This window comes from Methylobacterium sp. WL19 (genome assembly GCF_008040005.1).
Classification (GTDB): Bacteria; Pseudomonadota; Alphaproteobacteria; order Rhizobiales; family Beijerinckiaceae; genus Methylobacterium; species Methylobacterium bullatum.
Map to the genome: position 1 here is coordinate 1 of NZ_VRVC01000035.1, position 18,848 is coordinate 18,848.

Below are 18,848 nucleotides of genomic sequence, written 5' to 3' on the forward strand. Positions count from 1 at the left end.
GGCGAGCCCGCCCTCCACGGGAATCCCATCCCTGGCCAAAGCCCTGGCCGGGGCAATGAGATCGGCGAGGGTGAAGCGTCCCGACCCGTAGAGGCGGTGAGCCTCGGCCAATCCGCGCACGGAGCCTGGGACGCCGACGGCCTTGCCGGTGCGGATGGAGGCGCCGCGATCGGGCTGCCCGTCGGCGGCGAGAAACATGTCCGCCGTCGCCGCGGCGGGTGCCGTCTCGCGAAAATCGATGGCCACGGTCTCGCCGGTGCCGGCGAGGCGAACGAGCATGAACCCGCCGCCGCCGAGATTGCCCGCCTGCGGCAGCGTCACCGCGAGGGCGAAGCCCACCGCCACGGCGGCATCGACGGCATTGCCCCCGCCTTTCAGGATCGCGACACCGACGCGGGTCGCCAGGGCGTCCTGCGATGAGACCATGCCGTGGGTCCCGAGGACGGGGAGGATGCGGGCGTCGTCGGAGGGGATCGGCGGCAGTTCCGGGGCCGCCTGGGCGAGGGCCGGTCCAGACAGCATCGTGAGAAGCGCCAGGGCGAGGCTGAAGCGATGTCCGGTCATGCCCAATCCGTCATGCGAGGCTCTCCCACGGCATCCTGCGCCGATGCCCGTCGCAGGCCAACGCAGCGGCAGCGGTGCCCGTTCAGCCCCCCACGGGCCGGTCGCGTATGGCGATCCAGCCATAGACCAGCCCGGCGGCCGCTCCGGCAAGGAAAAGCAGGGCGGTCACCCGTCCCTCGACGGCGAGGTTGTGGGCGGCGAGGGAGGCGGGCGCGCCCCGCATCAGCCACGGCACGAGGGCGGTGGCGAGCCCCGTGCCGACAGCATAGGCCGGAGCGCTGCGCAGGTTCATCGCCTCCCCGATGAGCGCCATGGCGAGGGGTGGCAGCACCAGCAGGACGAACCCGGCGCGGGCGATGCCGGCGGCAAGGAGAAGCAGCGCGTCGGGACCGATCCCGGAGGCGAGGTCGGTCATCCCCTGCAGGAACCCGAACAGGCCGAGCCGGGTCAGCGCCTCGCTGGAGACAGGATCGACCAGGATGGCAAGGACGAGCACCAGGGCCCCGCAGGGAATGGCGAGGCACAGGGCGAGGCTCGCCCAGATCAGGCGGCCGAGGAACCGCATGGGACGCGCTCAGCCTTCGTCGTCATCGGCCCCGGCATAGACGCCCTCGGCGCCGATCCCGTCTTCCAGCATCATCCGGGCGCGGGCGCGCAGCTTCTCGGTCTCGCTCTTGAGCTGGCCGCAGGCGGCGAGGATGTCGCGGCCGCGCGGCGTCCGCACCGGCGAGGCGTAGCCGGCCTCATAGACGATCTCGGAGAATTGCTCGATCCGCTCCCAGTCGGAGCATTCGTAGATGCTGCCGGGCCAGGGGTTGAACGGGATCAGGTTGATCTTGGCCGGGATGCCCTTGAGCAGCCGCACCAGTTCGCGTGCATCCGCATCGGAATCGTTGACGCCCTTCAGCATCACGTATTCGAAGGTGATGCGGCGGGCATTGTTGAGGCCGGGATAGTGGCGGCAGGCCGCGAGCAGTTCGGCCAGGGGATATTTGCGATTCAGGGGCACAAGGGTGTCGCGCAGGTCGTCGCGCACCGCGTGGAGCGAGATCGCCAGCATGGCGTGGGCCTCCTCACCGAGCCGCTGCATCTGCGGGACGACGCCGGAGGTCGAGACGGTGATGCGCCGACGGGAGAGGCCGAGGCCCTCCTGGTCGGACATCACGCCCACCGAATCGATGACGTTGTCGATGTTGTAGAGGGGTTCGCCCATGCCCATGAAGACGATGTTCGTAACGGCGCGGCGGGTCTCGTCCTCGCCGGCGGCCACCGGGTTCTGGCCGACCCAATCGTTCAGCCGGTCGCGGGCCACCACCACCTGCGCGGTGATCTCGGCGGCGGTCAGGTTGCGCACGAGGCGCTGCGTGCCCGTGTGGCAGAAGCTGCAGGTGAGGGTGCAGCCGACCTGAGACGAGACGCAGAGGGTGCCGCGCCCACGGCCGGGAATGTAGACGCACTCGATCTCGGCGCCGCGATTGTGGTCGTGCTTGCCGGTGGGCGCCATGCGCAGCAGCCATTTGCGGGTGCCGTCGCGGGAAATCTGCTCGGTGACGACCTCCGGCCGCTCCAGGGTGTAGGCCCGCGCCAGATCGGCCTTCAGCCCCTTGCCGACATTGGTCATCTGGTCGAAATCGGTGGCGCCGCGCGCGTTGAGCCAGTGCCAGAGCTGGCCCGAGCGCATGCGCTGCTCGCGCTCCGACACGCCGATGGCGGCCAGACGCCCCTTCAACTCCTCGCGGGTGAGGCCGATGAGGGACGAGCGGCCCGGCGGAACGGCGTCCGGCTGGAACTCGGGTAGCTTCTCGATTGCGGCCACGACGCTTTCGTCGCGGCCGGCGGTGTCGACCGACGCCGTCGCCATGGATCACTCAACCTTCGGACTTGGAATCGGTCCGATATAGGCGATCCCGCACCGGAACGCGAATGTGTCCCGATGCGTGCACGGAATGGCGGGGTCTACTGCGCCGGTTTGGGCTCGGCCGGAGGTGTCGCTTCGGCGGGTGGGGAGGCCGTGCCCATGGGAAGCAGCACGTTCTTCACGACATTGCCCTCGGGGCCGTATTCGCCGGCGACGGCCAGGCAGGCCTGCTCCCGGTTCAGCTGCATCTGATTCGACATCAGCGCGAAGATCGTCTGGACCTTGTTGCCGAAAGGTCCGCGCGGGCCGACATCGGCGGCGCTGACATTCTGCTTCTGGAGCAGGGCATCGAATTGTTCGACGCCGATCTGGTAGCCGCAGACATTGGCGGCAGCGAAGATGTAGGCGGCGAATTCCAGGGCACGGGGCGGAGGCGCGTTGCGGATCTGGGCCTGTGCAAGGGTCGGTGCGAGCAGGCCGGCCGCAAGGCACAGGGTGAGAACGGGTTTCAGGCGCATGGACGGCGTTTCCTCGGAAGCGTTCTTGGGGCGGCGCGGATTCTTACGTTCCGCTTATGCTGCCCATCCGAGATAGACCGCCGTGCCGTCCTGTCAAAGCGACCGTTTCACCGCGTCAACCGAGCGACCAGTCGATGGGGGAAAGGCCCCGGCCCGCCAGCCAGGCATTGGCCTCGTCGAAGGGCCGCGTGCCCGAGAAATCCCGCAGGCGGTTGAGGGGAGAGGGATGCCCGGTCTCGATCACCCCGCATCGTTCGCGGTCGATGAGGGCCGCCCGCGCGCGGGCCTGCGCCCCCCAGAGCAGGAAGATCGCGGGCGTCGGACGGGCCGAGACGGCCTTCACGGCGTCGTCGGTGAGGGCGGACCAGCCGTAGCGCAGATGCGCGCCGGACTTGCCGGCCTCCACGGTGAGGGCCGAGTTCAGGAGCAGCACGCCCCGTCTCGCCCAGGGCGTGAGATCGCCGCTCGCCGTCGTGCCCGGCAGTTCAGCGAGGATCACCTTGAGGGAAGCGGGAAGCCGACGGGGACCGACATAGGAGAAGGCGAGGCCATTGGCATCGCCCGGCGTCGGGTAGGGGTCCTGCCCGAGGATGACGGCTTTCACCGCTTCCAGCGGCGTCAGCGTGAGGGCACGGAAGACCGCATCGGGGGAGGGCAGGACGCTCGCCCCTTGCGCAATCCGCTCGTCGACGCGCGCACAGACCGCATCCGCCGCCCCATTGGAGAAGAAGGGCAGCGTCAGCCAGGACGAGCCCGTGGCGCGGAACTCGTCGAGGGCCAGGCTCAGCGGGCCGGGCGCCGTCACCGGATCACGATTCGGCCGCCATCGGGGACGGAGAGCGGGTCATGCCGGGCGATATAGGCCATGACCTCGTTGGCGACGAGCTTGCCGTCCGTGGCGCCGATGAGGGTGCGCCCGTCGGCGAGGAGGCCGTAGCCGTTGCCGCCATCGTAGAGGAAATTGTTGGAGGCCACCGTATAGGTGCGCGTCTCGTCGAGGGGCTGTCCGTCCACGAGAATGGACTGAATCCGGTGTCCCGCATTCGCCCCCGGATCGACGGTGACGACGAGACCCGAGACCTGCGGGAAACGACCCGCCGGGCGGCCGAGATCGGCGAGGGCCGATTCCAGCAGGGTCCGCACCTGGGCGCCCGTCAGCGAGACCAGAACCGTGGAGTTGCCGAAGGGAAGCTCGGTGAGGATGTCGCGCCGGGTCAGCACGGTGCCGGCCGGATAGAGCCGGTTGCCGCGAATGCCGCCGCCATTGGTGATGGCGATCTCCGCCCCCGTGGCCGCGCGCAGCGCATCGCCGACGAGGTTGCCGAAACTGCCTTCGCGGAGGCGCACGGTCGAGATGCGGCTGTCGAGGGGCGCGCTGATCGTCCCCACCGGCACGTCGAGTTCCTTCGCCAGTCGCGCCTCGAGCCGCTGCGTCACGGCGAGGGTCTCGGGGTCCGGCGTGACGTCGGCGGTATCGTGGATGCGGAAGGTCGGGTGCCAGGACAGGGTCCGGGTCTTGCCCGTTCCCTTCACCGTCACGGCGATGTCGATGGCGGTGACGTAGCGGGCGTCGAAACTCGATTCGGCCAGGAGGCTGCGACCGTCATACTGCACGATGAGGTCGTGGTCGTGGCCCGAGAGCAGGATGTCGACGATCCGCGCCGCCACGATCGCCTCGTCGGTGACGCGGGCCGTATGGCAGACGCCGACGATGAGCTCGGCCCCCTCGTCGCGAAGGGCCTGGGCCGCCGCGCGCAGCGTCTCGATCTCGGGACCGAAGACGAGATCGCCGGATTGCGATTTTTCCGGCGTGCTGGCGAGGGTGATGCCGACGAGGCCGACCCGGATCCCGCCGAGCGTCACCACCATCCTGTCGCGGAGGCCCGCGAGGGGCTTGCCGTCCGCACCGCGCAGGTTGGCGGCGAAGACCGGGAAGGCCGCCTCGCCCATGCGCTGGGCGAAGATGGTGGGGCCGAAATCGAATTCGTGGTTGCCCGGCACGAACACGTCGGGCGGCGCGATGTTGAGAAGCTCGACGATATGCGCGCCGCGGTCGAACCCCGACATCAGCGAGGGGGAGAGGGTGTCACCGGCATGGGCGTAGAGCACCGGCACGCCGCGCGCCCGCTCGGACTTCACCACCGCGTTGAGCCGGGCGAAGCCGCCGCGACCGTCGACCTCGGACATCAGGTAGATGTCGTTGACGAGGAGGAGCGTGAAAGTCGGTTCGATCTCCCCGGCACCGGCGGGCGCGGCCAAACCTGCCGCGAGACCCGCCCCGAGACCGAGGCTCAGGGTCTGACGACGGGTAGGACGAGGCATCGCGACAGGTCTCCGAAGGGCCGGGCGATCGAGATTCCGGCTAGAGCCAGTGTGGACGCGATCGATGAAGCCGATGCAACATCGGCCCTCGCGTTCCGGCGTCAGGCCCGAACGCGGACCTCAGCGAGAGGCGAAACCGTCGCGCACCGCCTTGGCGTTGCGGCGGAGCATCGGCCAGATCCAGGCGCCGGAGACGAGATAGGCGGCGGCCGGCGTGCCCTTGAGCTCGACGACGAGACGCTCGGCGAGACCGGGATTGGCGAGTTCGCCCACGGGGGCGTCGGTCTTGCGGTAGACCACGGTGGTGTCCTCGCGCCAATATTCGGGATGCGGGACGAGGCCGGCCCGGCGGGCGTTGAGGTCGAAGGTCTCGCGCACGAAGCCGTGGACATGGGCGAAGTGGAAACGCTCGTGGGGCGGCTTGCCGGTGGCGGCCATGTTGGGCACCGCCGCGTAGATGACGCCGTCGGGCTTCAGCCAGCGCGACAGGCGCTCCATCACCACGGCCGGATCGCGCAGGTGCTCGAACACGTGATGGGTCGAGATCACGTCGAAATGCCCGGCGGGGAAGCGTCCGTCGTCGGCGTCGTCCAGAACCTCGACCTTGTGATGCTCGCGGGCATAGGCGGCATAGTCGCGGCCGGGCTCGATGCCGATGGCCACGCAGCCCTTGGCGCGGGCCGCGGCCAGGAACTCGCCCGAGCCCGAGCCGAAATCGAGAACCCGCGCGCCGGGCTTCAGCTTCGGCGCCAGCAGGTCGGCGCGGAAGGTCGCCTCGCGGGCCGAGCGGTTCAGGTGGTGGCGCGGCGGTCCGCCGGCGAAGGCGAGCTGGTAATCGGCCCGGTAGGCATGGGCGTAATAATGCGCCAGCTCGTCCGGCGTCGGCATCGGGTCGGTGCGAATCAGGCCGCACTGCACGCAGGCGACGGATTTCAGCGTCTTAAGCCGCCGGTCGGTCTCGGCCACCGTCACGGTCTCGGCCGATCCGCACAGATTGCAGACCGTCGGTCCCCCCTTATAGGGGTAGCCGGTGAACGGCATGAAGTGGTTGAAGAAGTACCGGGGAGACGGCATGTCGCGCCTTCATTGACGAGATGGTCGCTGGCAGGTCTCGTGCTCTAGATAGATATGCTGCGCCAGACAACTGCGCCACGAAGACCGCTTTGACAAACCGCGCCCTGCCGGGGCGCTCGGGAACCCGATGAACGAACGCGTCGAACCGACGTCCCTCAAGGACATCAAGCCGTTGCAGACCAGCTCCTCCGCGACCGCCAGCCTGCCCTCCGACCACCCGCCCGTGCGCTGGGGCCGGGTCGGCGTGCTCCTGATGAACCTCGGCACGCCGGAGGGCACGAGCTATTGGCCCATGCGCCGCTATCTCAAGGAGTTCCTGTCCGACCGGCGCGTCATCGAGGTGCCGCGTCTGATCTGGTGGCCTATCCTCAACCTCATCATCCTCACGAAGCGTCCCGGCCCGAAGGGTCGGGATTATGCCAGCGTGTGGAACAACGAGCGCAACGAGGGTCCGCTCAAGACCATCACCCGCGGGCAGTCCGAGCGACTGCAGGCGGCGATGGGTGATTCGGTGGTGGTCGACTGGGCCATGCGCTACGGCAAGCCGGAAGTGTCCCTGCGCATCCAGGCGCTGCTCGACCAGGGCTGCGACCGCATCCTGCTGGTGCCGCTCTACCCGCAATATGCCGCCGCCACCTCGGCCACGGCCTGCGACCAGGCCTTCAAGGCGCTGATGCAGATGCGCTGGCAGCCGACCGTCCGAGTCTCGGCGCCGTATCACGACGACCCCGTCTATATCGAGGCCATGGCCACCTCGATCCGCGAGGGCCTCGCCAAGCTCGATTTCGAGCCGGAGGTGATCCTCACCTCGTTCCACGGGGTGCCGAAGAGCTACCTCCTCAAGGGCGATCCCTACCATTGCCAGTGCGTGAAGACGGGCCGCCTCATCCGCGAGGCCCTGGGCTTCTCGACGGAACGGATGCGCACGACCTTCCAGTCGCGCTTCGGCAACGAGGAATGGCTCAAGCCCTATACCGACGAGACCGTGCAGACCCTCGCCAAATCCGGCGTGAAGCGCATGGCCATCGTGGCGCCGGGCTTCACCGCCGACTGCCTCGAGACCCTGGAGGAGCTCGACGGCGAGAACCGCCATTATTTCGAGGACAATGGCGGCGAGCGCTTCGCCTACATCCCCTGCCTCAACGACAGCGATCTCGGGATGAAGGTGATCGAGAACGTGGTCCGCCGCGAGCTTCAGGGCTGGCTCTGAAAAGCCGCAGGATCCGTTCGTCGAAAGCGGATGCGGTTGATGGTCGCCAAGAGCGGACGCGGTTGATAAAGGACGCGGCATCAGGCGGCGGGTGAACCATGACGAGACCGGAGGCAGTCGATCCGATCGACACCGTGCGAGCGGATGAGGGAACGCGGCTCCTCGCGCATTTCTCGCAAGGCGGCTACGGCCCGGTGACGCCCGCCGTGCTCCAGCCGGTGGAGCCGTTCCTCGAACTCTCCGGCGAGGACATTCGCCGGCGCATCTTCGTGACGCAGGACGCGGCGGGCGCGGAACTCTGCCTGCGGCCGGAATTCACCATTCCGGTCTGCCGCCAGCATCTGGCGCGGGGCGTGGGCGCCACCGCCGATTACAGCTATCTCGGCCCGGTCTTCCGGCTCGGCTCCGGCGAGGCGGAGGAGTTCCTCCAGGCCGGCATCGAATCCATCGGCCGCACCGACATCCCGGCGGCGGACGCCGAAGTGCTCGGCCTCGCCCTCGAAGGCCTCGACCTGCTCGGAGCCGGTGAGGTCTCGGTGAGGCTCGGCGACATGGGCGTCATCGACGCACTGCTCGACGGGCTCGGCGTGCCGCCCGCCGCCAAGCGGCGGACGTTGCGGGCACTCGCGGCGGGCCGCTCGCTGGACGACGTCACCACCGTCGCGAGCGTGGAAGACCCGCATGCCGGGTTGCTGGCGGCGATCCAGGGCCAGGATCCCAAAGGCGTGCGCGCCTTCGTCGAGGACGTGTTGTCCATCGCCGGTATCTCCCGCGTAGGCGGACGCAGCGCCGGCGAGATCGCGGAACGCTTCCTCGCCAAGGCCTCGGCACGGGCCAATGGCGGCGCCGGGCTCAACGCCGAGAACCGCGCCGTCGTCGAGCGCTACCGCGCCATTTCGGGCGATCCGGATCAGGCCGCCAACTCCATGCGGGAGCTCGCCGCCTCGGCGGGCATCACCTACGCGCCGCTGGAGGCCGCCCTCTCCCTGTTCGAGGAGCGGACCGGCTTCATCGCCGCGCGCGGTCTCGACGTGGAGCGGTTCCGGTTTTCAGGGAGCTTCGCCCGCAACCTCGATTATTATACCGGCTTCATCTTCGAGGTGACGCGGGGGCAGGGGACAGCTCCCCTCGTCGGCGGCGGCCGCTACGACGGCCTGCTCCAGCATCTGGGCAGCCCCACGCCGATCCCGGCCGTGGGCTGCGCCGTCTGGCTGTCCCGTGTCCTCACGTCGGAAGGATCGTCCCGTGGCTGAGACCGTTCCGACTTCCCAGGCTTCGCAAGGCGCGGTCGACGGCCCTCTCGTCCTCGCCGTCCCCTCGAAAGGCCGCCTTCAGGAGAACGCCTCGGCCTTCTTCGCGCGGGCGGGATTGAAACTCGCCCAAGGGGCGGGCGCCCGCGACTATCGCGGCAAGCTCGTCGGCGTGCCGGATGTGGAGGTGCGCTACCTCTCGGCTTCCGAGATCGCCAACCAGCTCGCCAGCGGCAGCGCCCATCTCGGCGTCACCGGCGAGGATCTGATCCGCGAGAGCCTTCCCGATGCGCGGGGCCAGGTCGAGTTGCTGACGCCGCTCGGCTTCGGGCAGGCCACCGTCGTCGTCGCGGTGCCGCAGGCCTGGATCGACGTCCGCGCCATGACCGATCTCGACGAGGTCGCGGCCGAACTCCGCATCCGCCACGGGCGCCGCCTGCGTATCGCCACGAAATACGTGAACCTGACCCGGCGCTTCTTCGCCGAGCACGGCGTCGCCGATTACCGCATCGTGGAGAGCCTCGGCGCCACGGAAGGTGCGCCCGCCTCGGGCTCGGCGGAGATCATCGTCGACATCACCACCACGGGGGCGACGCTCGCCGCCAACGCCCTCAAGATCCTCGACGACGGCATCATCCTGCGCTCGGAGGCCAATCTCGTCGCCTCGCTGACGGCGCCCTGGGGCCAAAGCCAGAAGAAGGCGTTGCGCACCGTGCTCGGTCGGATCGCGGCGGAGGAGCGCGCGCGCCTCACCCGCGAGATCCGTGCGGCGATGCCGGCCGACGGCGATCTCGATCTCGCCGGGATCAGCGCCCTGCACGATGCGCAGTTGCCCTACGGCGTGCCGGAAAACCGGAGCGCCGAGATCGTGCTCCACTGTCCGGTGGACGCCACGTTCGACCTCGTGGACGATCTCGTGAAATCGGGAGCGAGCGCGGTCAGCGTCAGGCGGATCGACTACGCCTTCGGCCCGGACAACCCGCTGATCGACCGCCTGCTCACGCGGCTGGGCTGAGGCCCGGCCGACGACGACACCAGGAGGGATCCGGGTTCGGCTCCGCTGAAGGCGGTCATTGGCCGTTGTCGGCGAGCCATTCGTCATGGTCACGGCGCTGGCCCGTATCCGCCCAGGCCTGCAACGAGGGGTAGATGACGGTTTCCGGCCAGCGCGGGTCGAGCTCCGGCGCCTGTTTCCATGTCAGGTGAACCTGCGCGACCCTTCCGTCCTGCATCTGAAAAAGTGCGTCGTCCCGATCGTATCGACGGGCGATCAAGGTGACCGCCAGGCCGTGGAGGACGTGCCCCGGCACGACCTCCTTGCGGAGTTCGGCTTCCCAGCCCCGGCCGAAGGCGAAGGGGTCATCCGTTCGTACCGGTTCCACCGACTCCCACGGCTCCAGCCATTCCACTCGGTGTCTCTCACGAAGCTCTTGCTGCGCCGTCATGCCGTGGGCGAGCACTGACCGGGACCGGGAGTGTTGGGCGGCATTCTAAAGCGGCCCCTGCTTGGCGAACTCCGAAAAGACGCCGCGCAGGGTCTTCAGGCGGGCCTCGTAGGCCTTGGTCAGGCAGGTGACGTCCGCCGCGCAGCTGCGCCGTTCCTGCAGCCAGGCTTCCTGGTCGTCGCGCAGCTTGGCGTTGCCGCCCATGGGCAGGAGCCCGCGCAGGATCTCGAACCGGACCGCCATCTCCACGTCGAGGTCGTTGAGGGGAAGATGGCCGCAGATCGCCTTCTCGTCGGGCGTTTCCGCCTTCTCGCACGGGAAGCTCGCGGCCTCGGCGCCGGATGCGGCCAGTATCATCGCGGCGGCACCCCACCAGACCCGGAAGCGATGCGATGCGATCATGACCCGAATCCCGGCTTGACGATGACGAGGATGACGATGGCCACCATGAGGAGCGTCGGAACCTCGTTGACCATTCGGTAGAAACGGTGATTCCGCACGTTCCGGTCGGCCGCAAAATCCTTGACCATCCGCGAGAACCAGCCGTGGCAGCCGCTCATGGCGAGCACCAGGGCGAACTTCGCCTGCATCCAGCCCGATGCGTAGAATCCGCTCTGCCAGACGAGGAACAGGCCGAGCAGCCAGGTGACGATCATGGCCGGGTTCATGATCGCCTTCATCAGGCGGCGTTCCATGACCTTGAACGTCTCGGACTGGGCCGAGGAGGCCGGCCCCTCGGGCAGGGACGCGTGGTAGACGAAGAGGCGCGGCAGGTAGAGTAGCCCCGCCATCCAGGAGATGACGGCGATGACGTGAATCGCCTTGATCCAGGGATAGAGCGTGTCGGCCATGGTCCGAGGTCAGCGCCGCAATCTGGCGAGCATCTGCTCCACATGGGCGATCGGCGTCTGCGGGGTGATGCCGTGGCCGAGGTTGAAAATGTGCGGCAGCCCCTCCGTCGCCTCGAGCACCCCGTCCACGGCCACGTCGAGGGCCTCACCGCCCTCGATCAGCGTTTCGGGGTGGATGTTGCCCTGGGTCACCGTGCGCGGTGTGACGGCACCGCGCAGGGCCTTCAGGTCAACGCTCCAATCGACCCCGACGGCGTCCGCGCCGGTCTCCGCCATCACGCGGGCATGGCCTTCGAGGCCCGAGCCCCGGGCGAAGACGATGATCTTCGCGCCCGGCACACGTGCCCTGACCCCATCGACGATGCGGGCGATGGGAGCAAAACTCCAATGCTGGAGGGCGTCCGCCGTGGCGCCCGGCGCCCGCGGCAGCGAGCCCGCATGGGATTCGAAGATCTGGACCGCATCGGCGCCGGCTTCGAGCTGGCGCGACAGGTACTCGATCTGCACCGAGACAAGGCGGTCGATCAGTGCTTCCACCAGGGCGGTCTCGGTATCGGCGAGCGCGCGGGCGGGAGCGAGATCAGGTGTGCCGCGTCCGCCGATCATGTAGCTCGCCACCGTCCAGGGACCGCCGCAGAACCCGAGAAGCGTCGTCTCGGCCGGCAATTCGGAGCGCAGGCGCCGCACGGTCTCGAAGACCGGCTCCAGGTGCTGGAAGATGCTCGGATCGTCGGCCTGTTTCAGGCGGGCGAATTCGTCCCGGCCATGGACCGGGTCGAGACGCGGGCCTTCCCCTTCGACGAAGCGGACATTCTGCCCGAGGGCGTCCGGCACGACGAGGATGTCGGAGAAGAGGATCGCCGCGTCGAAGCCGAACCGCCGGATCGGCTGCAGGGTCACCTCGGTGGCGAAGTCCGGATTGTAGCAGAGGTCGAGAAAGGAGCCGGCCTTCGCCCTGACCTCGCGATATTCCGGAAGGTAGCGCCCGGCCTGCCGCATCATCCAGGCGGGAGGAATCCGGGACGGCTTGCCGTCGAGAACCTGAAGCAGCGCACGATCGGTGCCGTCACGTCGAGTCATCCGCGTATCCGCCCGGTCCATCTTGATGGGAAGGTACCCTCCCCTTGGAACAGAGCTATGACCTCCCTGCCCCGTCTCGGGAAGATGTTTTGCCGAGGGACGTTGTTTTACCGCAGGACGTCCCCGCTTCTCCGATGCCCCCTTCCGAAAGCTCTCTTCCCTGCGAGAGCCTCTGGGGGTGGCCGAAAATCCCTGTCCCCGTCCCGTCTATCTAATAAGAAAAGAGAGATTCTAGGACTCTGTTTTTTCTTTTAGACGGGGGATGACGGGACCGCGAACTTGTCCACACCCCATCCCCGCGCGACCGCCGTTAACGGGGCTTTAACGGGTTCGCGCTAACTTTCGAGAACGGGAAGTCTAATCAGCGACTTGCGCGCCGTGATGGGTCCCCCGTGCCCGAACCCTCCCTGAATCTCCCAAATCGGGATCGGGGCGAGGGTCGTCGTTCTGCATGTTGACGCGAGAGTCGACAACGCGGGGGAAGGTTCCGCCCCCGGCCCGGACAGGGGTGCTTTATCCCCACCTGTCGACTCCGGCCGTCAGGTGTGGTGGATAACCCGGAGATCCCTTACGCCCGTCCGCCGGCCTGGGATGGGAATTTCCGATGAGTCGCAGCTACTTCCACCTCCATCTCGTGTCGGATTCCACCGGCGAGACCCTCATCAATGTGGGTCGCGCCGCTGCCGCCCAGTACGAGGGCGTCTCGGCCATCGAGCATGTCTATCCGCTGGTGCGATCCTCGGCCCAGCTCGAACGGGTGATCTCCGAGATCGAGGCGGCGCCGGGCCTCGTCCTCTACACCCTCGTCGGGCACGACCTCACCGAGCGGCTGGAGGCGGCCTGCCGCGAGACCGGATCGCCCTGCCTCTCCGTGCTCCAGCCGGTCCACGCCCTGCTGCAATCCTATCTCGGCGCGGAGACGACGGCCCGGCCGGGGGCGCAGCACATGCTGAACGCCGAGTATTTCAAGCGCATCGACGCGATGAACTTCACCCTCGCCCATGACGACGGCAACCTGCCCTTCGACATCGACGAATCCGACGTGATCCTCGTGGGCGTCAGCCGCACCTCGAAGACCCCGACGGCGATCTATCTGGCCAATCGCGGGCTGAAGACCGCGAATTTCCCCCTCGTGCCGGGTATGCCGGTGCCGCCCAATCTCGAGAATGCCCGCAAGCCCCTCGTGGTCGGCCTCCTCGCGTCTGCGGAGCGGATCGTGCAGATCCGGCAGAACCGCCTGCTGAGCCTGAAGGCCGACGACACCTCCCTCTATGTCGATCGCGACGCCGTCGCCGACGAGATCGCCGCCTGCCGCAAACTCTGCAACCGACACCGCTGGCCGACCATCGACGTCACGAGGCGGTCCATCGAGGAGACCGCCGCCGCGATCCTCGATCTCCATCGCGAGCACCGGCTCAAGTTCCTCGTGGCGTGAAACGCGAAGCGAGATCCGTCATGACCCGTCTCTGGCTGCCCGAACGGCCGCTCGTCCTCGCCTCCGGTTCGCCGACGCGCAGGCATCTCCTCGAAGCCGCCGGCCTCGACGTGGAGGTCGTGGTCCCGAATGTGGACGAGCGCGGCATCGAGGCCGATTCAGGCCCCCTCGCTCCCGCCGATCTCGCCCGCCGGCTGGCCGTGGCCAAGGCACGGGCGGTCGCGGGAAAGGCCCAAGACAGGATCGTCCTGGCCGCCGACCAGGTTCTCGCCTGCGAGGGGGAGGTGTTTCACAAATCCGCCTCCCTCGACGCGGCGAAACATCAGCTGAGCCGGCTATCCAACAGGAGGCATTCCCTACATTCCGCCGCCGCCCTCATCGTACCGGGACGGGAGCCGGATCTCCTCCACGACGAGGCCCGTCTGACCATGCGGGACCTGAGCGCGTCCGCCATCGACACCTATCTGGCGATCGCCGGGCATGAGCGTGTCACCGGCACGGTGGGGGGATACCAGCTGGAAGGCCTCGGCATCCATCTGTTCGCGGACATCGAGGGCGCCCATGCCACGATCCTCGGCCTCCCGCTGACCGGATTGCTCGACCGGTTGCGCAGCCATGGCTGCCTTGCTTTCTGATCCCGAACGCCGCGCGAGACCCCTTCATGATCAAAGCCTTCGTCGTCGGTCATCCGATCGCCCATTCTCGGTCGCCGATGATCCACGGACACTGGCTCTCGACCCTTGGGCTCGACGGGTCCTATGAGCGGATCGACGTGGCGCCGGAGGATTTCGAGGCCTTCCTGCGCAGCCTGAAGGCTGCCGGGTTCGCCGGCGGAAACGTGACCCTGCCGCACAAGGAAGCCGCCTTCGCCGGGGCCGAGGTGCTGACGGAGGCGGCCAGGCGGATCGGCGCGGTCAACACGCTCTCCTTCGACGGGCAGGGACGTCTCGTCGGCGACAACACCGATGCCGCCGGCTTCACCGCTCATCTCGACGAGACCCTCGGGGCGGACTGGCTCGGCGCCGATGCGCGAGACGTCGTGATCCTCGGAGCGGGAGGAGCGGCACGGGCCGTCGTCGCGGGCCTTCTCGACGGTCCGGCGAACCGCATCCGGGTTGCCAACCGCACGCGCTCGCGGTCCGAGGCCATTGTGGAGCTCGACCCGTCCCGCGTCGAGGCCATCGACTGGGACGGGCTCGACGACGCCCTTCATGGCGCGCGGCTTCTCGTCAACACCACCTCCCTCGGTATGACCGGCAAGCCGCCCCTCGACATCAAGTTGGATCGTTTGCCGGCTGAATGTGCCGTGGCCGACATCGTCTATTCGCCCCTGGAGACGCCGCTTCTGGCGGCAGCTGCGGTGCGGGGGCATCGCGTGGTCGACGGACTCGGCATGCTGCTGCATCAGGCCGTGCCGGGTTTCGAGCGCTGGTTCGGGACCCGTCCGGTGGTCACACCGGAACTGCGTGCCCTCATCGTCGCCGATCTGGTCGCGAAGCGATGACCCGGCCGTTCATCCTCGGCCTCACCGGCTCCATCGGCATGGGGAAATCGACCACTGCCTCCCTATTCGCCCGGCGCGGCGTCCTGATACATGACGCGGATGCGGCGGTGCGGCGTCTCTACGCGGCGGGGGGAGCGGGTGCGCACCTCATCGCGGGCCTGTTCCCCGACGCCATCGCGGAGGACGGCTCCGTCGACCGCGCGCGCCTGCGGGACCAGGTGCTCGGCCGGCCCGATTCTCTCGCCCGGCTGGAAGCCGCGATCCATCCCCTCGTCCGAGGGGAGGAACAGCGCTTCCTCGAGGAGCACGGCGACGCCTCCCTGGTGATCCTCGACATCCCCCTCCTGTTCGAGACCGGTGGGGAAGACAGATGCGATGCGGTTCTGGTGGTGACGGCCGATCCCGAGGTTCAGCGGCAGCGTGTGCTGGCTCGCCCCGGCATGTCCGAGGCGGCGTTCGCCGCGATCCTCGCCAAGCAGTTGCCCGATGCCGACAAGCGCGCCCGGGCAGACTTCCTCATCGATACCGGGCTTGGCCTTGCTGATGCCGAAAATCAGGTCGACGCTCTCATCCAACGCCTCGTCGGCGCAGGTACGGCCTGACCGCTTGCTTCGTATTCCCTCGAATGGACCGCACCATGCTCCGTGAGATCGTCCTCGACACCGAGACCACCGGGACGGATGCCAAGAACGGGGACCGGCTGATCGAAATCGGCTGCGTCGAGCTCATCAACCACATCCAGACGGGGGTGACCTTCCACCGCTACGTCAATCCGACACGGCCGGTCTCGCAGGGCGCGTTCGGCGTCCACGGTCTCTCCGACGCGTTTCTGGCCGACAAACCCGTCTTCTCGGCGATCGTGGACGATTTCGTCGCCTTCTGCGGCGATTCCCCCCTCGTGATCCACAACGCGCCCTTCGATGTGGGCTTCCTCAACATGGAGTTCGCCCGGCTCGGCGACAGCGGGCCGCCGCAGATCGACCTGGGGGCGGTGGTCGACACCCTGCAGATGGCGCGCCGCAAGCATACCGGAGCCTCCAACAGCCTCGATGCGCTTTGCGTCCGCTACGGGATCGATACGACGCGGCGGACCAAACACGGGGCGCTCCTCGACGCCCAGATCCTGGCCGAGGTCTATATCGAACTCCTCGGCGGCAAGCAGACGAGCCTCGGCCTCGCCATGGTCGAGGCCACGGAGCCGGCCCGGGCCATCGCCTCGGGCGACGGACCCATCGCCGTGGAACCGCGCCGATTGCGCAACCGTTTGGACCCCTTGGAAGTGAGTCAGCACGCGGCTTTCGTCGCTACCCTCGGTTCCAGCCCGATCTGGCGCGACTACGTCAGCGAGAACGACGGTGAGTGAAACCCGTTAGGTGCAATGCAATAAAAGACATATTGCAATGCAATAGAACCAGCCTACATCTTTGCACATCGAGTCGGCGCGGAGGCGAATCAAGCCCATCGTCGATGCGGGATGTCTGTGTATCCAGCATCGATCGGATCCGTCGTCCACTCTCCCAGCACCCAAGAAAGCGATCATGCGATGGCTGATCACCCGAACCGGACGCGTATGGACGATCTCGTCGAAGCGACCAAACTGACGGGGGCAGGACGCCTGCAGGAAGCAGCCGATCTCATCCAACGCGGCCTCTTCGGCCGGCACGATGCCGAGACGTCGGGACAGATGGTCCAGGTCGGAGGCGGCGAGGCCGCAAAGCCCGGCCATCCGAAGGCCGGCTCGATGACGGAGGGCCTGCAGGACCATCTGCGCGAGGCTTTGGATCAGGTGGCTCGGAAGTTCGGGTTGTCGTCGCCATCCGGGCAGGCGGGTCAGGGCGTGGTCGCGCCGGGATCGGCGCCGTCGGGATTCTCCGGGTTCGATCCCACCAACCTGTTCCGGGACGGCAAGGTCCCGGCTCCTCCCGCCGGCGAGGGGACTTTCACCGAGCATGCGTTCGCCAACGATGCGGGCGCACGCGACTACAAGCTTTACGTTCCGAGCAGGACGGTTGCCCAGCCTCCCCTCCTCGTCATGCTCCACGGCTGTACCCAGTCGCCGGACGATTTCGCGGCCGGCACCGGCATGAACCGTCTGGCCGAGACGGAGGGATTCCTCGTCGTCTATCCCGCCCAGAGCATGAGGGCGCACGGCCAGCGGTGCTGGAACTGGTACCAGCCCGGGGACCAGGAACGCGGTTCCGGTGAGGCCGAGATCATCGCGGGTCTCACCCGCGCGGTGATGAGCCAGTACAAGGTCGATGCGCGCAGGGTGTATATTGCAGGCCTCTCGGCCGGTGGCGCCGCCGCCGCCAACATCGCCCTGGCCTATCCCGACCTCTATGCCGCCGTCGGCGTGCATTCGGGTCTCGCCGCGGGTTGCGCCGGTGACATCTCCTCGGCACTGACGACCATGCGTCTCGGGCCGTCGGGGTCCGTAGTGGTCCCGCCGGCGGAGACCGCGCGGGTGCCGACCATCATGGTCCATGGCGAGAGTGACGGCACCGTCCATCCGCGCAACGGCGATCATGTTCTCATCCAAGCCGGCGTCGAGGCCCTGCAGCCGTCCGTATCGGATGGAACCGGCCCCGGCGGCCTGGCCTATATCCGCACGCGCTATGCCGACGCGTCCGATCGGGTCGTGGTGGAAAGCTGGTTGGTGCGCGGCCTCGGCCATTCCTGGTCGGGTGGCGACCCGGCGGGCAGCTACACCGATCCGCGCGGCCCGGATGCGTCACGGGCGATGGTCGACTTCTTCATGGCTCACCGTCTGGACCGGCCGCGCCACTGACCCTCCGGTCCCGTCAAACGGCGACGTTGTCGATGAGCCGCGTCGAGCCGAGATAGGCGGCGACCAGGATGCGGGTCGGTCCCGTGGCGTGTTCCACCGGGGCCAGCGTGTCCGCATCGCACACGCTGAGATACTGGACCGTGCTGAACCCGGCCTCGATCAGCCGTTCGGTCGAGGCGGAGACGAGCGCCGAGGCCGCGTTTCCCGCTCTCAACCCTTCGGCGATGGTCACCAGCTCGCGGTGGAGAAGGGGTGCGATCCGCCGCTCGTCCGCATCGAGGTAGCGGTTGCGCGAGGAGAGGGCGAGGCCGTCCTCCTCCCGCAGCGTCGGCACGCCGCCGATGGCGACGGGGATGTCGAGGTCGCGCACCGCGCGGCGGATGACCTGCAATTGCTGGAAGTCCTTCTCGCCGAACAGGGCGGTATCGGGCTGGACCTGATTGACGAGCTTCGTCACCACCGTGGCGACGCCGGAGAAATGGCCCGGCCGAAAAGCGCCGCACAAGCCCTCGCTGATGCCCGCCACCGTGAGGCTGGTGGAGAAATCCGCCGGATACATCGTCTCCACGGTGGGACAGTAGGCGGCATCGACGCCCGCCTCCGACAGGAGCGCGAGATCGGCCTCGGTGTCGCGCGGATAGCGCGAGAAATCCTCGCTCGGCCCGAACTGCGTCGGGTTGACGAAGATGCTGACGACGACCCGCTCCCCCAGTTCCCGCGCCCGGCTCACGAGGGAGAGGTGACCCTGGTGCAGGGCACCCATGGTGGGCACGAGGACGACACGGTCGCCCGCCGCTTTCCAGGCGCGGATGCAGGCCCGCATGGTATCCACCGCGTCGAACCGGACCGGGGTGACGGGCGAGGCTTGGCTGCTCATCGGGGCTCTTCGCAGGGCTCTGAGGGACGTCGATAGGCCTTCGACTATCCCAACTCGGCGCCTGAAAGCCAG

21 protein-coding genes are annotated in these 18,848 nt (G+C 68.0%); 9 read left to right on the forward strand and 12 right to left on the reverse strand.

Going from position 1 to position 18,848, the window contains the following annotated elements:
* From FV220_RS09340 to FV220_RS09370, 7 genes are all read right to left on the reverse strand, one after another.
* Window positions 1–564, reverse strand: a 564-nt coding sequence (locus FV220_RS09340; RefSeq protein ID WP_187273368.1) for a gamma-glutamyltransferase, incomplete at its 3' end; no start/stop codon positions are given.
* Window positions 565–646: 82 nt separating this feature from the next.
* The gene (locus tag FV220_RS09345; protein WP_147830942.1) at window positions 647–1,129 is read right to left on the reverse strand and encodes a hypothetical protein; all 483 of its coding nucleotides are present in this window, start codon (window positions 1,127–1,129) and stop codon (window positions 647–649) included.
* Window positions 1,130–1,138: 9 nt separating this feature from the next.
* A complete protein-coding gene (gene rlmN, locus FV220_RS09350) occupies window positions 1,139–2,425 on the reverse strand; it encodes a 23S rRNA (adenine(2503)-C(2))-methyltransferase RlmN (protein WP_147830945.1) in 1,287 nt (428 codons plus the stop codon).
* Window positions 2,426–2,520: 95 nt separating this feature from the next.
* On the reverse strand, window positions 2,521–2,940 hold the full coding sequence (locus FV220_RS09355) for a hypothetical protein (protein WP_187273369.1): 420 nt from the start codon (window positions 2,938–2,940) through the stop codon (window positions 2,521–2,523).
* Between the two features lie 115 nt (window positions 2,941–3,055).
* Window positions 3,056–3,745 (reverse strand): uracil-DNA glycosylase, encoded by a 690-nt coding sequence (locus FV220_RS09360; protein ID WP_147830946.1) that lies wholly within the window; start codon window positions 3,743–3,745, stop codon window positions 3,056–3,058.
* Entirely contained in the window at window positions 3,742–5,262 is a 1,521-nt protein-coding gene (locus FV220_RS09365; protein ID WP_147830981.1) for a bifunctional UDP-sugar hydrolase/5'-nucleotidase, read from the reverse strand. The genes FV220_RS09360 and FV220_RS09365 overlap by 4 nt, the downstream gene beginning before the upstream one ends.
* Before the next feature lie 120 nt (window positions 5,263–5,382).
* Window positions 5,383–6,336, reverse strand: a complete 954-nt coding sequence (locus FV220_RS09370; protein ID WP_147830983.1) for a class I SAM-dependent methyltransferase — start codon at window positions 6,334–6,336, stop codon at window positions 5,383–5,385.
* A gap of 127 nt (window positions 6,337–6,463) precedes the next feature.
* Between FV220_RS09370 and hemH the strand changes: the two genes are divergently transcribed.
* The 3 genes from hemH (at window position 6,464) to hisG (ending at window position 9,811) form a co-directional block, all read left to right on the forward strand.
* Window positions 6,464–7,546, forward strand: a complete 1,083-nt coding sequence (gene hemH / locus FV220_RS09375) for a ferrochelatase (protein WP_056160517.1) — start codon at window positions 6,464–6,466, stop codon at window positions 7,544–7,546.
* Window positions 7,547–7,644: 98 nt separating this feature from the next.
* Window positions 7,645–8,799, forward strand: coding sequence for an ATP phosphoribosyltransferase regulatory subunit (locus FV220_RS09380; protein WP_147830985.1), 1,155 nt, complete (start codon window positions 7,645–7,647; stop codon window positions 8,797–8,799).
* Window positions 8,792–9,811, forward strand: a complete 1,020-nt coding sequence (gene hisG / locus FV220_RS09385) for an ATP phosphoribosyltransferase (RefSeq protein ID WP_056148736.1) — start codon at window positions 8,792–8,794, stop codon at window positions 9,809–9,811. Before FV220_RS09380 ends, hisG begins: the two co-directional genes overlap by 8 nt.
* Before the next feature lie 55 nt (window positions 9,812–9,866).
* Here the strand turns inward: hisG and FV220_RS09390 are convergent, their stop codons facing one another.
* The 4 genes from FV220_RS09390 to hemE all read right to left on the reverse strand — a co-directional run bounded on the left by FV220_RS09390 (window position 9,867) and on the right by hemE (window position 12,172).
* Window positions 9,867–10,205, reverse strand: coding sequence for a hypothetical protein (locus FV220_RS09390; protein WP_147830987.1), 339 nt, complete (start codon window positions 10,203–10,205; stop codon window positions 9,867–9,869).
* A gap of 81 nt (window positions 10,206–10,286) precedes the next feature.
* Entirely contained in the window at window positions 10,287–10,643 is a 357-nt protein-coding gene (locus tag FV220_RS09395) for a hypothetical protein (RefSeq protein WP_147830989.1), read from the reverse strand.
* Window positions 10,640–11,092: a protoporphyrinogen oxidase HemJ gene (hemJ, locus tag FV220_RS09400; RefSeq protein ID WP_147830990.1), complete on the reverse strand. Its 453-nt coding sequence runs from the start codon at window positions 11,090–11,092 to the stop codon at window positions 10,640–10,642. Before hemJ ends, FV220_RS09395 begins: the two co-directional genes overlap by 4 nt.
* A 9-nt stretch (window positions 11,093–11,101) precedes the next feature.
* Window positions 11,102–12,172, reverse strand: a complete 1,071-nt coding sequence (gene hemE / locus FV220_RS09405; RefSeq protein ID WP_147830992.1) for a uroporphyrinogen decarboxylase — start codon at window positions 12,170–12,172, stop codon at window positions 11,102–11,104.
* Window positions 12,173–12,776: 604 nt separating this feature from the next.
* Here hemE and FV220_RS09410 point away from each other — a divergent pair.
* The 6 genes from FV220_RS09410 (at window position 12,777) to FV220_RS09435 (ending at window position 17,899) form a co-directional block, all read left to right on the forward strand.
* A complete protein-coding gene (locus tag FV220_RS09410) occupies window positions 12,777–13,607 on the forward strand; it encodes a pyruvate, water dikinase regulatory protein (protein WP_018045933.1) in 831 nt (276 codons plus the stop codon).
* 20 nt (window positions 13,608–13,627) lie between these two features.
* Window positions 13,628–14,242 carry a nucleoside triphosphate pyrophosphatase gene (locus FV220_RS09415; RefSeq protein WP_147830994.1) on the forward strand — a complete coding sequence of 205 codons (615 nt, stop codon included), beginning with the start codon at window positions 13,628–13,630 and terminating at the stop codon, window positions 14,240–14,242.
* A 26-nt stretch (window positions 14,243–14,268) separates the two neighbouring features.
* On the forward strand, window positions 14,269–15,111 hold the full coding sequence (locus tag FV220_RS09420) for a shikimate dehydrogenase (protein WP_056148752.1): 843 nt from the start codon (window positions 14,269–14,271) through the stop codon (window positions 15,109–15,111).
* Window positions 15,108–15,713, forward strand: coding sequence for a dephospho-CoA kinase (gene coaE, locus FV220_RS09425; RefSeq protein WP_147830996.1), 606 nt, complete (start codon window positions 15,108–15,110; stop codon window positions 15,711–15,713). The genes FV220_RS09420 and coaE overlap by 4 nt, the downstream gene beginning before the upstream one ends.
* 35 nt (window positions 15,714–15,748) lie before the next feature.
* Window positions 15,749–16,474: a DNA polymerase III subunit epsilon gene (gene dnaQ / locus FV220_RS09430; protein WP_147830998.1), complete on the forward strand. Its 726-nt coding sequence runs from the start codon at window positions 15,749–15,751 to the stop codon at window positions 16,472–16,474.
* A 180-nt stretch (window positions 16,475–16,654) separates the two neighbouring features.
* Window positions 16,655–17,899: a PHB depolymerase family esterase gene (locus tag FV220_RS09435; protein ID WP_056148756.1), complete on the forward strand. Its 1,245-nt coding sequence runs from the start codon at window positions 16,655–16,657 to the stop codon at window positions 17,897–17,899.
* A 13-nt stretch (window positions 17,900–17,912) separates the two neighbouring features.
* On the opposite strand, the gene panC is transcribed toward FV220_RS09435, so the two are convergent.
* Window positions 17,913–18,776 (reverse strand): pantoate--beta-alanine ligase, encoded by an 864-nt coding sequence (panC, locus tag FV220_RS09440; RefSeq protein ID WP_147831000.1) that lies wholly within the window; start codon window positions 18,774–18,776, stop codon window positions 17,913–17,915.
* Between the last annotated feature and the right edge of the window lie 72 nt (window positions 18,777–18,848).